Consider the following 15,529-nt stretch of genomic DNA (forward strand, 5'->3'; position numbering starts at 1 on the left):
CCTCACCCGCTATACATAAAACCCCTGATATTGCGAACGTAAGCGGCACGAAGTAATCCAGAAACGATATTAACAGAATGTGTAAAGTCACTTTCGTTCTTGCCGTTATGGTGTCTCAGCGTCGCCACAGCTTAATTGACGATCTTGTGAACACAGAACAAACCAAGGATATAGACCATGCTTTCATCACCAGGAATCGGCTCGGGGCTGGATATCAGCGGGATTATCAGCAAACTGATGCAGGTTGAACAGCGTCCGCTCACTCAGCTTAATACCAAAGAGGCGAAACAACAGGCGCAACTTTCTGCCTTTGGCAGTCTGAAAAGCGCCTTGTCATCGTTTCAGGATAGTGCGAAAGCGCTGGCAAAACCTGCGCTGTTTACCGGCTTCAAGGTTGCGCTGGCGGATCAGTCGCAGGCGACGGTGAGTGCTTCGGACAAAGCTGCGATAGGTTCGCATGAGATTGAAGTACAGTCACTGGCGCAGGCGCAGAAAATCAAGTCAGAAGCATTTGCCACCACCAGTACCGCTATTGGCAGCGGGTCACTAACGGTGGAATTTGGTACCTATTATAACGCGGACGGGACGTTTACCACCAACGCAGAGAAGTCGGCCCAAACCATCACAATCGATCCGGCCAAATCCTCGTTAGGTGATATCCGCAACACGATCAATGAAGCAAATGCCGGTGTGACTGCCAGCATCGTCAATGACGGTAGCGGCAACCGGCTGGTAATTGCTTCTAAAGATACCGGATTGGCCAATGCACTGAAGATTACGGTGGCCGATGCAGATGGTAACCACACCAATAGCGCTGGATTATCCAAATTGGCTTTTGATGCTTCCACCAGCGGAATGACCGAAACAGTAGCAGCGAAAAATGCAGTCATGGTGATCGACGGTATTAGAGTGGAAAAATCTTCCAATACCATCAGCGATGCCCTGGAAGGCATGACGTTTAATCTGCTGAAAGCCAACCCCGGCACGAACACCACGCTGACAGTGGAGCAGGATAAGGCCAGCGTGGAAACAGCAGTGAAGGCGTTTGTCACAGCATACAACGAATTGGAAAAAACCATCGGCAGTCTCTCCCGTTACGATACTGCCAACAAACAGGCTTCGGTATTGACCGGGGATTCCACCGTGCGCATGGTACAAAATCGGGTGCGAGCCATGCTGACCAGCAACCAATCAGCTATCGGGGGAATTAATTCACTATCCGAACTAGGTATCAGCTTCCAAAAAGATGGCACATTAAAACTGGACGACAGCAAACTGAGCGTAGTGCTGGCTGATCCGAATAAGCATATTGCAGCATTTTTTGGTGACATCCCTGGAACTACTAGCACTACTTCGACCACAATCAGCCAGACGGTCAATGTCAGCGATAGTTTGATTTCCATTATCAGCCAGCCACCCGTTTTCACACCAGGAAGTCTGGCAGTAAATATCAGCCAGATCGCTACGCAAGGCAGCGCCATTGCAAGCAAGGTGGCTGGATTGAATATTAGTGCTCCTTTTTTGGGGATGGGCGGCAACAACAAGCTGGATATGACTATCGACGGTGTTAGCAGCAGCATCACGCTGGCTACAGACTCGTACACGGCTGCAACACTCGCCGCAGAAGTTCAATCTAAGATAAACAGTAATACGACCTTTTCCAGTGCAGGTATCTCAGTTATCGTCACGCAAGATGCGGGCAAACTAAGCGTTATATCCAATCGTTATGGTTCGACTTCCAGTGTAAATATCACTGGCGGTATTGGAAAGGCAGACCTGTTTGGCACACCTGTTCAAACAGCTGGCAAGAATGTGGCCGGAACAATCGGTGGCCAGGCTGCCACCGGCGCGGGCAAGGAGCTGAGCAACAACGGCCTCACACTAAAAATAGAAGGCAGCAGCATAGGTAGCCGAGGAACAGTAGATTTCGTGGAAACCACGGAGCAAACCACATTTACCACTCCGCCAATCCCAGGATTCATGTCCCGGCTGGATCAGCTGCTCGATGGTATGGCAAGAAGCGATGGTCTGATCAACAACCGCATGGATGGCATTAACAGCACGATCAAAGGCATAGGCAGACAGCGCGAGGCGCTGGAACATCGTCTGGGGGAAGTGGAGAAACGCCTGCGAGCGCAATTCACCGCACTGGATTCGATGGTTGCCAGCATGACCCAGACCAGCAATTACCTGCAACAGCAATTGGCAAATTTACCCAAGATTGGTGACAAATAATCGCGCCAGATAACGATCATTAACCAATATTCTCATTTCCGAAAAGGAGAAAGCGATCATGTTCATTGAATCACCTGGCCGGGCGATCAAAAACTATCAGAGTGTCGGGGTTGAGTCCGGCGTGGCATCTGCCGATCCACACAAGCTGATCGTGATGCTGTTTGAAGGCGCACGGCAGGCGCTTGATTGCAGCCGACTATACATGCAGCAACATAAAATTGCCGCCAAGGGGGAGATGATCTCCAAGGCGATTATGATTATTGATCACGGCCTGAAAGCCAGTCTGGACAAGGCAGCAGGCGGGGAACTGGCCACGCGGCTCGATCAGCTCTACGACTACATGACCACCCGACTGCTTACCGCTAATATTCAGAATGATCCCGCCATCATCGAAGAAGTCAGCCAGCTGTTGGGCGAATTGCAAGAAGCCTGGGCTTCTATTGGAAGGCAACCTGTCGGCAAAGTAGATACAAAAGCAGCTGTCAACACGATGATCGAGCAAACAGTAGAAACAGGTGCAACCATATGAATCTCAATAACTCATCCAAACCTCCACCGGATGACCGCAACAACAGTATGCAAATGATCACTGCGTATGAAGCAATCCTGACAATCACCAACCAGATGCTGCAAGCAGCAAAAAACAGTGACTGGGATGAACTGGTAACGCTGGAACGCGACTGCAAGCTCCTAACTAGCCGATTGATGGAACAGCACACCCGGCAGCCATTAAGTGAGATTCAACAGAAAAAAAAAATTGACCTTATCCAGCAGATACTCGCCCGTGATGCTGAAATCCGCACCATTACCGAACCTCGAATGACACACCTGCAAAATATGCTGACCAGCCACGACCACAAACGGAAACTGGGACAGACTTACCAGACAGATACGTAATGATATTCTGGATCACCACATGCATTTGGCTAAAGAGCAGACTCTTACGAAAACAGAATTCTATAGTCAAAAACAGAAATAACAGGCAATAAGTGAAGATGGCAAGCATTTGCCTTGCCCCCCAAACTACCCATTATTTATTTGCAAGAGCCTGTTTATGATCTTCTGAGTATCAGTGCCATGAAGGCCAGATGAATGAATTGCAAGCTGGTGTTAAGTTTGCGCTCACGGTTTTTCCATAACCTTCGGTTCTTCTCCAGCCAGGCAAAGTTGCGCTCGACGATCCAGCGCTTGGGCATAACCTTGAACGTGTGCAATTCACTACGCCTGGCAATCTGCACTGTCATTGTACTCGCCCAGGATGTCCTTGACGCCCTGGGCAAAAGGCTGACCGACGTAGCCGCGCTATCACACAGCAGACTTTGGACTTGCTTCAAGTTCGGTTTGCAGCGCTTGAGAGCCTGTAAAGCTCCTTTGCGATCGGTCACTTCTGCCGTGGTTACCGCAACCGCATGCGACAAACCTTTGGGTATCGACCGCGATTGACGCTTGATGCCCGATACCTTCTTGCCTGCGTCATAGCCCTTCTGGCCCGCCGTGTCCGTGTTCTTCACGCTCTGCGCTCTGCGCATCCACGATCAGGAACGTGCTGCAAGCGTTGCGCCCCAACTTCTCTCGGGCCGCTCCAACCTGATTTTTTTAACGCCAACTCCAACAGGCTGACGCCATCCTGGTCGGGCTCGCTCCATTTGCGCCAATAGGCATATACGCTCTGCCACTTGGGAAACTTGTCGGGCAGGTATCTCCATTGACAGCCAGTGCGCAGCAGATACAACACCGCACAAAAGATCTCGTACAGATCCACTGTCGCAGGCTTGGTGCGGCGGCGTACACCGCGCAGTAATGGCTCTATCTCGGCAAACTTCTCTCGGCTGATGTCGCTGGCGTATTTTGGTCTCTTCATCCATCTATTATCAGGGGTGAGAAACAGATTGCAAACAGGCTCTAAGTGTTCAACGCGCTCACCTAAGCCCAGATAACCTGAGATGCAATATCTACCAGCAGGATATTTTGCTGGGTTTTATGAACCACCTGGGCTCCTTCCAGACGGACGTGGGGCTGAAATGAATATGGCTGACTGAAGGAATCCCGATAAAACGGATATTCTTCAGTCAGCCATAAAAAACTGCAGTCAGAACACAAAATTACTGTCAGCAGTATATCTTTACTACTGTCGCCACCAGGTTGCTAGATCAGATCAATGATCATGCTCTGTCTTTACATCTTTCAGTTTTTTGATCTGTTCAGGTGTCAATATACTGCGAATAGCTTTCCGCTCTTCAATATGATAGGCAACCATTTCATTGAAGCTATTGACATGATCCTGCCCCAGTGTACGTAAAGTTTCCTCATCAACAGCAGGTTGAGCCACTGCTTTACGGAAAGCTTTCATACTTTCTTTCATTTTCTTTTTAAGATGATCATGCACTTTAGGATCTTCTTTCAGATGGATGCGTACGATTTTGCCAAGCTGTTCATCGGAAAGATCGAGTGCTTCCGCTTGCCCTGCAATGTTATGTGCATAGCTGTGATGATGGTGCCCATGATGGGATTTACCTCCATGATCATGTCCGCTATGACCCGAGTGATCACTATCTTCTCCACCTTTGTTTTTACCTTTGCACTCACCTTTTCCTTGTTCTCCCTGCCCACCCTGACCTTCGTTCGAGTACCCCTGTCCTTTGCCTTCACCCTCCCGAGTATGGGTCTGATTTTGCTGAGCTTCGGCCAGGACGAGACTACTGGCCCCGCTTTGCCAGATTGATGTTCCAGCAACCGGAGAAACAGCTACTGCTGTAGCGGGAATGGCAAATAAAGCACCGATAAGGATTGATAATCCGGTCAATCTAATATTCATATCACTTCTCCTATTATAAAGAAAATTACAGACACACCAGACAATCTGTCTTGCGCAAAGTTTATGAAACCCGGAAACTCTCTCCACGCAATTTGTTTCTATTATCCTAGCCGGGATTTCCCCATTCTACTCCCCTCACATGGTAATTCTTGACATGGTATCCGAAAAAATAATTGAAGAACGCCTGAAGGCATTACGTTCAACCATTGCGTTGCATGATTTTCATTACTATGTACAAGATGCGCCAATTATTCCAGATGCGGATTACGATGTACTTTTTCGCACCTTGCAACAACTGGAACAGCAATATCCACATCTGATCACACCGGATTCTCCAACCCAGCGGGTAGGTGCCCCCCCGCTAAAAGTATTTACCAGGCTCACTCATCAGACACCCATGTTGTCACTGACCAATGCTTTTACAGAAGATGAAGCTATTGCTTTTGATAAGCGCATTCGTGAAGCGTTGAATGTGGACCAGGTTAACTATGCAGTTGAACCCAAGTTCGATGGATTAGCTGTCAGCCTAGTTTATACAAATGGAATACTGACAAACGGAGCCACCCGGGGAGATGGCTATACCGGGGAAGATATCACACTGAATCTGCGCACAATTCCATCCATACCCTTGCGCCTACAGACTGCTTCTGCAATTAATCAGTTCGAGGTACGCGGTGAAGTGGTCATGTTGAAAGCAGACTTTGAGCATCTCAACGAACAACAGCGAAACAAGGGAGAGAAGCTCTTTGTCAATCCGCGTAATGCTGCTGCCGGCTCACTACGTCAGTTGGATTCCAATATCACCGCTGCACGCAAACTGACCTTCTTTGCTTATGATGCTGTGCTTTCTCACAAAAATCAGCCGCTTTTTTCCAAGCATAGCGCAATACTGGATTACCTTAAATCACAACAATTTCTGGTGGCACAGCAAAGTGGTATGACAACGGGAGTGGCTGGACTATTAGCCTATTACCATGAAATGAGCACCTTGCGTTTGTCCCTTCCCTATGAAATTGATGGTGTGGTGTACAAAGTCGATAATTTGACACAACAGGAAACACTTGGTTACGTCTCACGCGCCCCCCGTTTTGCTGTTGCACATAAATTCCCGGCACAGGAGGCCAGTACCAAACTACTGGCAATCGAAATCCAGGTGGGAAGAACCGGCGCCCTGACACCAGTTGCCCGTCTGGCCCCGGTATTTGTAGGGGGAGTAACGGTCACCAACGCCACCCTGCACAACGAAGATGAAGTTCAACGCAAACAAATCATGATCGGCGATACTGTCATCGTGCGCCGGGCGGGTGATGTCATCCCAGAAGTGGTAGCGGTAATACTGGAACAGCGCCCTGCCCACGCTCAGCCATTCATCATGCCGGATCATTGTCCGGCATGCGGATCAAAAGCAGCACGCCTGCCGGGTGAAGCAGTAACCCGCTGCACCGGAGGTTTATATTGTCCAGCTCAGCGTAAACAGGCAATTTGGCATTTTGCTTCCCGCCGTGCCCTTGATATTGATGGACTAGGGGAAAAACTGATTGACCAATTAATTGACTGCGAACTGGTGCATACCCCTGCCGATCTGTATAAGCTGAATATTGATACACTCGCAGGCTTGGAACGCATGGCTGAAAAATCCGCACGCAACCTCGTTACAGCAATCGAGCACAGTAAAAGAACCACGTTGCCGCGTTTTATTTATGCGCTGGGTATTCGTCATATTGGTGAAGCGACTGCCAAGGCACTTGCTAACCAGACAAGTGATCTCGATCGACTGATGACTCTGAATATCGAACAGTTGCAGCAGATTCCGGATGTCGGCCCGGTGGTCGCGCAAAGTATTGCAGATTTTTTTTCTGAAGCACATAACCGGGAAGTGATCAGGCAACTACTCAGCAGCGGGTTACAGTGGGAAGTAGCAAATCATGACGCACAGCAATTAGCACAAACTAATTCGGCTGTGTCCGGCAAAACCTTCGTCCTGACTGGAACTTTGCCAACCATGACGCGCGATCAAGCCAAAATCAAAATTGAACAACAAGGTGGCAAGGTAACCAGCAGCGTTTCATCTGCCACCAGTTATGTCGTTGCGGGATCAGATCCCGGCAGCAAGTACACTAAAGCAATCGAGTTGAGCATTCCTGTATTGGATGAAGATCAGCTGCTGTCACTGCTGCAAAATATCTCGATAGATGCACAGCAAGGTAATTGATCCATAATTTTTACAACAACTACCCTCTTCTCTTTCATGCGTATTGTGCGTCATTACGTGCAGGCAGCCAGTTATAATAAAAACATAAAGCAATAATTTATTACTATCAGGATCAATATGATTGCAATCATCGGTGGCAGGCGTATGAACAAACTTGCCGGCTTGGAAGTCACCCATCGTCAGGTTATAAGAACCCCTTATGGGGAACCATCCGGTTCATTGATTTTTGGAACGATCTGCGAGCAAGAAGTTGTTTTTTTGTCCCGGCACGGCCACGGTATTACCATTCCACCACACGTCGTCAACTATCGTGCCAATATCTGGGCACTGCATACCCTGCAGGTCAAAACGATCATCGCCGTCACTTCGGTTGGCGGTATCCGTAAAGATATGGAGCCTGGCAAAATCGTCATTCCTGACCAGATTATTGATTATACCCATAGCCGGGAAGCTACTTTTCATGATCGATCTGACAAAACCATCACTAATACGGATTTTACACAGCCCTATTGCCCTATTGCACGTGGCTGTCTCCTGAAGGCCGCACAGGATGCGGGTGAATCAGTTATTAATGGAGGTGTTTATGCCGCAACCCAGGGCCCCAGATTTGAAACAGCAGCAGAAATCAATCGCCTGGAACGTGATGGGGCAGATATGGTTGGAATGACGGGTATGCCCGAGGCGATTCTCACGCGGGAATTAGGTATTTCCTACGCGACCATTGCCGCCATTGCTAATCATGCGGCCGGGCGCGGGGAAAGCAAACAAGCTATCCCACTGCAAGCTGCGCACAAGGCACTGGAAGATGCAATGACGAATGTCAGAAATATATTGGAACACCTGGTAAGGAATAATAATGATTAAACCCGTATTAAAAATGGGGGATCCGCGCCTGTTGCAGCCTGCGCAGAAAATCAAGCAATTTGACACACCTGTACTCAAAGAATTATTGCGAGACATGCAGGATACGATGGCTGCACTCAATGGTGCCGGGCTGGCTGCCCCACAAATTGGCGTAAGTTTGCAGGTAGTCATCTTCGGGGTAGAGCACTCTCCACGCTATCCGGATGTTGAAAGTGTCCCATTTACTGTGCTGATCAACCCCATACTCACTCCACTGACCGATGAACAGGAAGAGGACTGGGAGGGTTGTCTGAGTATTCCGGGGATGCGCGGACTGGTTCCCCGCTATACTCACTTGCGCTATCAGGGCGTGGATGAAACCGCTACTCCCATCGACAGAACAGTCACCGGGTTTCATGCGCGAGTGGTACAGCATGAATGTGACCACCTGAATGGGATACTCTATCCTATGCGAATCAATGATCTGCGCAAATTTGGTTATACCGATACACTATTTCCGAATCAGGCAATCACGGAAGACTGATTTATCCTTTGCACTGCCCTATTATTAGCAGGGTGGTGAAAAACCATCTGCGTTGGAAGCAGGCTCAAAATGCACATTTATCGTATATAAACTGCGCTTTTTCGCCTGCTTTTACCTTGCTCTAACGTGCCTCGCTAACGCTTTTTACCGCCCTGTTAATAAGGTTTGACCACAACCAGTATAACAATCGCAAACAGCGCCAATACCGGCAATTCATTAAACCAGCGGTAGTAAACATGGCCATGCCGGTTACGATCATGCTTGAAATCACCCAGCAACTTCCCGCAGTAGAGATGGTAAGCGATCAGCAAAACTACCAGTGTCAGCTTGGTGTGCAGCCACCCTCCAGAGAAACCGTAGCCAAGCCATAACCATGTCCCAAAAATGATGGTCATTAACCCACCTGGGGTCATAATGCCGTAATAGAGCTTGCGTTCCATCACCTTGAACCGGTCTATGCCTGCCTGATCTGTACACATGGCGTGATAAACAAACAATCTGGGCAAATAAAACAACCCGGCAAACCAGGTCACCATAGCAATAATATGTAATGATTTAATCCAGAGCATAATGAAATATCAGGTTTAAAATCAGAAGAAACCAGGAATCAAGAAATTTTTAAACGATCAGTACAATCGTTTACTTTTGAAACTGGGTAATTGTTTTATGCAAGTGGAAACACTTCATATTCACTCAGAAGTTTTTGATATGGCTGTGCATTCCAGTAATTATAGTAAACCACCGGCCCAATTTCCGCAAAAGCAACAGAACTGGATGTTTTAACGTCGTAATCTGAATTGCTGGAGCTCGCTACAGATCACAGATACGAAATACCAGACAGGAACCTATGATGATCAGCCATAGCAGACATTTATCCTTCAATACAAAAGTGCTGGCTGTTCTCGTCCTACTTATCACTTATGGATCACTTTACCCCGGGAATTTCACAAGCACTGCCTCGGGAGCGTTTGAACAATTTTTTACAAACCCGGAATGGATAACGTCTATCGGTGACATACTGGGCAATATCGCGCTATTTCTCCCGCTGGGCATTGCTGGAGAACGAATGATCCATTCGCGGAACAAGATACTTGCTTTATTATCGCTGAGCGTCATCAGCCTTATTTTCTCGCTGATTCTGCAAATCCTGCAGATATGGCTACCCACCCGATCCGCAGCACTAGCAGATGTATTCTGGAATATGACAGGCCTGTTCACAGGAATCGGAGTAAGTGTCCTGATAAAACAGATGTCCTTATCATGGCCGAGCAGACAATCTTTCTCGGGTGGCAAAGCCGCTATCCCTTTAGCAATATTATTGCTCTGGTTATGCAGTGAATTATTACCTCTTGTTCCATCCCTGGACTGGCAAAAATTCAAGGATGCTGTCAAACCCCTGCAAATACTTGATTTCAGCTTCTCCGCTATCTGGACACATGCAGCCAGCATCATAACAGCTGGAAGTATGCTTTCCTTACTGACCCCAAGACCTCTGGTCTGGCTGACAGGAGCACTATTATTCATTCTGGCTGGAAAAATTACGATTGTAAGTCAATTCCTTGACACATCTACCATATCAGGATTGCTAACGGGTTATCTGGTAAGTATTTTATTATTAAGAACCAGTTCGCACACCAGGATAATCGTCGCTTTCTGGTCGCTGCTAGCTGCCTGGACTATTCATGCCCTGACACCTTTCTCCCTCACGACGGGTGGCACTTTCAATCTTATCCCCTTCACCACCATGCTTGAGGGCTCCATGCTTACCAATGCTATAGCATTGGCTTTGTCCCTTTACATCTATTCTGCCCTATTATGGTTCGCTCCCTATACCGGCGGAAATTTTCGTGGCATAGCCCTGGCACTGATCTTCTGGTCGATAGTCATCGAACTGATTCAAATGGCGTTATTAGGACGTAATGCAGATATTACCGAGCCGCTACTGATCGGGCTGATTGCATGGGGATTAACTGAATCCAGGCAACTTGAATGCCATACTGAAATGCCTCATCCTGTCGCCAACCCCGTACCGGACAAGCCCACTTCATTCATACCTCGCTCCCACCGAACTGATTCCCCTACAAATCTGTCTTTGTTCAGTGCATGGATTCCCATAATTCTTCTGTCAACAGGAGTTGCAGGCCTGCTTTGGCTAATTTTGCACTTGCCCCAAATACCTTACAACCTCAAAGAGCTATTTCTGTTTGATGGCAACATACTATTCATATTCATTTTTGTTCTGGCATTGCTATGGATCGGGGCAGGGGCCACATGGATCAGCTCCAGAATACTTTCCAGTCCCAGGCCATTTATAAGTCTGCCAGGATGGGTATTCACAGCCAGTCTTATCAGCCTGGGGTTGCTTTCAATCAGCGTAACCCAGGAAAGTATTGCCGATATTGCCGGATCGAATAATCTTTACTGGTTTGTTATTAACAAAGATATCTGGGGAGAAGGCTGGCGACATATCTTTGAATGGCTTGGACCAACATTGATTTCCATACTGGAAAGATCGGTTCGCTATACAGCGCTGTATGCGCCCCTTATTATCTCTCTGGTGCTGATTATCAGTTTCTTCAGCCTGCACAAACAGCATGAACAAGTACAAGTCTCAAGAAAAATGCTTACTCTGATTATCAGCGCGTTACCCTGGCTCTGGCTGGCCAAGACCATTGCCTTTAGCTGGTCCTCAACTGACAACCTGAATGAATTAATCTCCCGCAATGGTGCTATGGGCATGGGAGGAGGCTTTTATCTTTACGTTCTGCTCTTTGCTCTCTGCATCAACGCCGCCATACTTGCCAATCTATCCGGTAACGTTATGGAATGGATCCTGGGGATGGTGCTATCCCTCATAATGCTGCCAATCGGATGGTGGCTACTCTCTCTGGGGTTGGAATCCGAAGTTCATAAGTACGGACATATTTTTTCCGGATCCCAATTTCTGCTTGGCCCTGATCGCAAGCAAATTCTGCCCGAAGTAGAATTATTCGCCCGCTGGTGCCTGGTACAAACCGGTTTCATCACCATTATCAGCTCAGGTATGCGCAGTTTTGGCAGAATAACCCGGCAACATATGTAACCACTTTCTTCTAATCACGATAAAGTGTTTCCCAACGAAGAATGAGTTGGTATAATTGCCGCCTTCGGGTCGTTAGCTCAGCCGGTAGAGCAGCGGACTTTTAATCCGTTGGTCGCGAGTTCGAATCTCGCACGGCCTACCAGACACAGGCACTTGGTCAGAAAATGGGCAAGTGCCTTTTCTATGTTCAGATTCATTCATGCTTCGGGGTAATCTGGTGCAACATTCTTGCACTGGTTGTTACAAACCGAGCCTCATTCTCCACAACAAACCCATATCCCCTGCCCATGTTTCTTATCGACTTCATTATCCATATTGATAGCCACCTGCGGGAGCTCGTCTCGGAATACGGAATATGGGTCAATGGCATTCTCTTTCTGATCATATTTTGTGAAACCGGGCTGGTTGTACTTCCTTTTCTGCCTGGTGATTCCTTGTTGTTTGCTGCAGGGTCGCTCGCATCGTTACCAGGATCACAGCTTAATCCCCATATCCTGTTTATCGGGTTATGCCTGGCCGGTATTTTGGGTGACAGCGTCAATTACTGGATAGGTCAAGAATTCGGGCTAAAGGTTTTTACTCCGGAGAAGTTCCGCTTCCTTAAACAGGAGCACCTTGATAAGACGCATGCCTTTTACCTCAAATACGGTGGCAAAACGATTATCATCGCACGCTTTATCCCCATCATCCGCACTTTTGCTCCATTTGTGGCCGGTATTGGTACCATGCCTTATCGCACCTTTCTTACTTACAACATCATTGGTGCTGCGTTGTGGGTCGGGATATTTGTTTATGCCGGATTTTATTTCGGGCAACTCCCATTTATACAAAAAAACTTCAAGCTGATTATTGTTGCGATCATTATCTTATCAATCACCCCGCCTGTAATTGAGTATCTTAAACATCGATACAGAAAGAATAAACCAGGCCAAGGTTGATCTGTCCTGTTCGAACATGCCGGATAATGAAAACGTCACGATGTCGTCCGCCGGCTGGAATTTCCCAGTAGAGAAGGCAGAATAACAAGCGTACAGATCAGGGTAAATGCCAGCCCGACGGCAAGCAACGTTCCCATACTGGCTGTTCCTTTATGCGGTGAAAACATGAGACTGGCAAAGTCAACCAGAGCAGTCAGCGCACTGTAAAAAATAGCTCGTGCCGTACTGGTATGGATCAGCACTTCGCTTCCAACCTGGTTATCCATACTGCGATGTACCATGTGCAAGCTGCTGTCAATCCCCAGACCCAGCAAAAGTGGTAGAGCAATGATATTGGCGAAGTTGAATGGTGTATCCAGCAAGACAGTAAAAATGCCGATAAATATGCTGGATAACAACAGTGGAATCAGTACCAGCACAGTATATTTTATGCTGCGTAGCATAAGCAGAAGCGCAATCACCACCCCTGCCAAAGTCAGTGAGAACGCCTGAATAAATGCATCGATTACCGCGTTACCTGCCTCCAGACTGATCACAGGTATCCCGGTTGCATGCGGCGCCACTTGCTGCACAGATCTGACAAAACGGCGTAATGACTCATTATCACCAATATCATCAGATGGATACACGGCGACAAGATATTCCCCTGTATGACTGTGCCAGCGATTGGCCAGTGACGCGGGCAGCTCCTGTTCACCGAAAGGAGTAGCTTCAATCAGATTGTATAAACGCTGAAGCGCAACAGACAGTGTGGACAGCAGATTTTCTTCCAGCAAATGCAGTAATTTACCCTGATCATCCGGATCTGCCTTGTTTAGCCGGTGAAGCAACGATTCCACTGAATTACTGAGTGCCAATGCAGAAGCTAAAGTGGAGGAATCTGGATAATCCACAGTAAATCGTTCTAACGCGCTATGCAGAGAGGCAAGCGCCTGCTGTTGTTGCAATACCGTTTGCTTAACCGCAGATGGCGTTGCCATTGACAGCTCCGGACCGATGATAAGTGACATTTCTTCAATTGCAGCCAGCTTTTCTTCCTGCTCGGGTGGCACAAAATCCTTAATTGAAACCACTTTACTTACTTCTGGCAGTTTGCTCAGATTTTCTTTCAACTGTTGAATTTCATTGCGATCTTCAGTCAGTACAACTGCATACCATGGTGAATGATCGGGCGATGCCAGCAATTCCCGGAAAGTCTGAACAGCCTCCCCCTTTGGATCCTGCATATTGAGCAGGTTATAGTCAAACCTGATTTGTGGCCACAATACTGCTGCCAGCAACAACACTAAACAAACAGAAATGTGTGTCAGTTTTCGCCACTTCAGCGAAACCTCAAGTACTTTACCCAACATTTTCCTGCCGTTAGGTTTAACAGCTGATTGCCCCGATAAATAGCGCAGCAGTGCCGATCCGACAATAAAAGTAACCACCAGACTGATCAGCATGCCCGTACCTGAGATAATCCCAAGCTCTGCCACTCCGCTGTAACTGGTGGGGATAAATGCATAAAAGCCAATGGCATTTGCAATCGTACAGGCAGTCAGGGCGACCCCGGCTTCGCCACCCGCTCGATATACAGCCGTTTTTGTAAGCAAACCACTTTCTTGCATTTCCCGATAACGAAGCAGAAAATGAATGGCAAAATCTGCCCCCAGGCCGATATACAACACCGCAAAAGCAATAGAAATTACATTTACCTGACCAATAGCAACTGTTGCGAACGCAGCTGTCAGCACCAAACCCGCCACCAGACAAATCAGTACAGCTATAGTCATACCAACCGTATACATAGCTGAATAAAGTACTGCGCCCACCATAATGAATGTAACGACTCCGGCAATTTCCATCCCATCCAGTGAACTCTTGAGTTCGTCATCAGCCAGCGCCATATCCCCGGTAATACGCAGCTGAATCGGCCCGTCGTCGGTCAAACCTACTTCTTCTGCGGCTGCGCGCACCGCCATAACAGGTTGCTTGCTCGGCAGTAGCTCCGAATAGTCCGGGATAGGTTTGACGACAATTATTTCCTGATAGCCAGCCTTCAGCGGTTCGCCACGAAATAATGTCTGCCATGATAGGGCGCGCGATCTGCTGGCAAGCTGTGCATTGATAGTCTCGCTCACTCCCTGGAAAACTGGCTCCAACTCCAGGTGCTGGCCTTTGTTTAATTCATCGGTCGCTTGTGTGAGCAGCGTGATAAATGTGTGCAGTGTGGGGTTTCGGGCAATTTGTGCAATGAGTGGCTGAGCTTCAGCCAAATGATCCGTGATGCGTTCCAGCTGAGGAATATCTTCATAGAGTAATCCATTACGCCCAAAAAAATCTTCTACGCCTGGCGCATAAACATCGGAAAAATTTTTGTTATCTTTTTTCAGAAGCGCCACCAGTCGGTGCGCTGTGGAATAAGCCTGCTCAGGGGTAGGAGCGCTGAGTACCAGCAACAGAATATTTGTATCCTGAGGAAAGGCCTGGTCGTACTTTTCACTGTTAATACGAAACGGCAAGTGCTCGGAAAGCATATCCGTTGTATCAGTATTCATGCCAAGATTACGAGTGGTATATACCGCACTTATCGCAACAAAAATAAATGAGATTAATAAAACCCAGGGAGCATGGCGATAGCAGAAGCTGGTACAAGAGGCAAAGATCTTATAGGTTCTACTATGTGAAGATTCCATTATTTTCCGCTATTGCTCCAGATCAAGTGACTGCATTTCATATTTTTCATACCGGACAGTATTTTAGTGCAGTTTTGATGAGATTGAGGGGTTCACACATGCCGATATTCAGGCTGAAACATTTGTACAGAGAGAGCTCCAAGTAAATTTGGAGCTCTCTGTACTATTGAAAAGCGGCCCGG

11 protein-coding genes, 1 tRNA gene and 1 pseudogene are annotated in these 15,529 nt (G+C 47.7%); 9 read left to right on the forward strand and 4 right to left on the reverse strand.

Annotated elements, in window-relative coordinates; translation table 11 throughout:
- The first annotated feature begins 177 nt into the window (after window positions 1-177).
- From fliD to BM331_RS05095, 3 genes are read left to right on the forward strand one after another with little or no spacing between them, the layout of a single operon-like run.
- Window positions 178-2,235, forward strand: a complete 2,058-nt coding sequence (gene fliD, locus BM331_RS05085; RefSeq protein WP_074927668.1) for a flagellar filament capping protein FliD — start codon at window positions 178-180, stop codon at window positions 2,233-2,235.
- A gap of 58 nt (window positions 2,236-2,293) precedes the next feature.
- A complete protein-coding gene (gene fliS / locus BM331_RS05090; protein WP_074927670.1) occupies window positions 2,294-2,764 on the forward strand; it encodes a flagellar export chaperone FliS in 471 nt (156 codons plus the stop codon).
- Window positions 2,761-3,132 (forward strand): flagellar protein FliT, encoded by a 372-nt coding sequence (locus BM331_RS05095; RefSeq protein WP_074927672.1) that lies wholly within the window; start codon window positions 2,761-2,763, stop codon window positions 3,130-3,132. Before fliS ends, BM331_RS05095 begins: the two co-directional genes overlap by 4 nt.
- A gap of 155 nt (window positions 3,133-3,287) precedes the next feature.
- On the opposite strand, the pseudogene BM331_RS11420 reads toward BM331_RS05095, so the two are convergent.
- Window positions 3,288-4,096 (reverse strand): annotated as a pseudogene (locus tag BM331_RS11420) (IS5 family transposase).
- 294 nt (window positions 4,097-4,390) lie between these two features.
- On the reverse strand, window positions 4,391-5,050 hold the full coding sequence (locus BM331_RS05110) for a Spy/CpxP family protein refolding chaperone (RefSeq protein WP_074927676.1): 660 nt from the start codon (window positions 5,048-5,050) through the stop codon (window positions 4,391-4,393).
- A gap of 154 nt (window positions 5,051-5,204) precedes the next feature.
- On the opposite strand from BM331_RS05110, the gene ligA reads away from it, so the two are divergent.
- The 3 genes from ligA to def all read left to right on the forward strand — a co-directional run bounded on the left by ligA (window position 5,205) and on the right by def (window position 8,649).
- Entirely contained in the window at window positions 5,205-7,262 is a 2,058-nt protein-coding gene (ligA, locus tag BM331_RS05115; protein ID WP_074927678.1) for an NAD-dependent DNA ligase LigA, read from the forward strand.
- Window positions 7,263-7,379: 117 nt separating this feature from the next.
- Window positions 7,380-8,126 carry an S-methyl-5'-thioinosine phosphorylase gene (locus BM331_RS05120; protein ID WP_074927680.1) on the forward strand — a complete coding sequence of 249 codons (747 nt, stop codon included), beginning with the start codon at window positions 7,380-7,382 and terminating at the stop codon, window positions 8,124-8,126.
- Window positions 8,119-8,649 (forward strand): peptide deformylase, encoded by a 531-nt coding sequence (gene def / locus BM331_RS05125; RefSeq protein ID WP_177217838.1) that lies wholly within the window; start codon window positions 8,119-8,121, stop codon window positions 8,647-8,649. The genes BM331_RS05120 and def overlap by 8 nt, the downstream gene beginning before the upstream one ends.
- Before the next feature lie 155 nt (window positions 8,650-8,804).
- Here def and hemJ read toward each other — a convergent pair whose 3' ends face one another.
- The gene (gene hemJ / locus BM331_RS05130) at window positions 8,805-9,218 is read right to left on the reverse strand and encodes a protoporphyrinogen oxidase HemJ (RefSeq protein WP_074927684.1); all 414 of its coding nucleotides are present in this window, start codon (window positions 9,216-9,218) and stop codon (window positions 8,805-8,807) included.
- A gap of 278 nt (window positions 9,219-9,496) precedes the next feature.
- Here hemJ and BM331_RS05135 point away from each other — a divergent pair, with 278 nt between their 5' ends.
- The 3 genes from BM331_RS05135 to BM331_RS05145 all read left to right on the forward strand — a co-directional run bounded on the left by BM331_RS05135 (window position 9,497) and on the right by BM331_RS05145 (window position 12,669).
- Window positions 9,497-11,731 (forward strand): VanZ family protein, encoded by a 2,235-nt coding sequence (locus BM331_RS05135; protein ID WP_083414688.1) that lies wholly within the window; start codon window positions 9,497-9,499, stop codon window positions 11,729-11,731.
- A gap of 66 nt (window positions 11,732-11,797) precedes the next feature.
- Window positions 11,798-11,873, forward strand: a tRNA-Lys gene (locus tag BM331_RS05140).
- A 145-nt stretch (window positions 11,874-12,018) separates the two neighbouring features.
- Complete coding sequence (locus BM331_RS05145) at window positions 12,019-12,669, forward strand: DedA family protein (RefSeq protein WP_074927838.1); 651 nt, start codon at window positions 12,019-12,021, stop codon at window positions 12,667-12,669.
- Between the two features lie 35 nt (window positions 12,670-12,704).
- Here the strand turns inward: BM331_RS05145 and BM331_RS05150 are convergent, their stop codons facing one another.
- Window positions 12,705-15,347: an MMPL family transporter gene (locus BM331_RS05150; protein WP_074927688.1), complete on the reverse strand. Its 2,643-nt coding sequence runs from the start codon at window positions 15,345-15,347 to the stop codon at window positions 12,705-12,707.
- Window positions 15,348-15,529: the final 182 nt, after the last annotated feature.

Origin of the sequence: Nitrosomonas eutropha (assembly GCF_900116685.1) — a bacterium.
Classification (GTDB): domain Bacteria; phylum Pseudomonadota; class Gammaproteobacteria; order Burkholderiales; family Nitrosomonadaceae; genus Nitrosomonas; species Nitrosomonas eutropha_A.

Bases quoted from the DNA above. Each gene is read 5' to 3' on its own strand.
- fliD (WP_074927668.1), top strand. From the start codon at position 178: ATGCTTTCATCACCAGGAATCGGCTCGGGGCTGGATATCAGCGGGATT.
- fliS (WP_074927670.1), top strand. From the start codon at position 2,294: ATGTTCATTGAATCACCTGGCCGGGCGATCAAAAACTATCAGAGTGTC.
- BM331_RS05095 (WP_074927672.1), top strand. From the start codon at position 2,761: ATGAATCTCAATAACTCATCCAAACCTCCACCGGATGACCGCAACAAC.
- BM331_RS05110 (WP_074927676.1), bottom strand. From the start codon at position 5,050: ATGAATATTAGATTGACCGGATTATCAATCCTTATCGGTGCTTTATTT.
- ligA (WP_074927678.1), top strand. From the start codon at position 5,205: ATGGTATCCGAAAAAATAATTGAAGAACGCCTGAAGGCATTACGTTCA.
- BM331_RS05120 (WP_074927680.1), top strand. From the start codon at position 7,380: ATGATTGCAATCATCGGTGGCAGGCGTATGAACAAACTTGCCGGCTTG.
- def (WP_177217838.1), top strand. From the start codon at position 8,119: ATGATTAAACCCGTATTAAAAATGGGGGATCCGCGCCTGTTGCAGCCT.
- hemJ (WP_074927684.1), bottom strand. From the start codon at position 9,218: ATGCTCTGGATTAAATCATTACATATTATTGCTATGGTGACCTGGTTT.
- BM331_RS05135 (WP_083414688.1), top strand. From the start codon at position 9,497: ATGATGATCAGCCATAGCAGACATTTATCCTTCAATACAAAAGTGCTG.
- BM331_RS05145 (WP_074927838.1), top strand. From the start codon at position 12,019: ATGTTTCTTATCGACTTCATTATCCATATTGATAGCCACCTGCGGGAG.
- BM331_RS05150 (WP_074927688.1), bottom strand. From the start codon at position 15,347: ATGGAATCTTCACATAGTAGAACCTATAAGATCTTTGCCTCTTGTACC.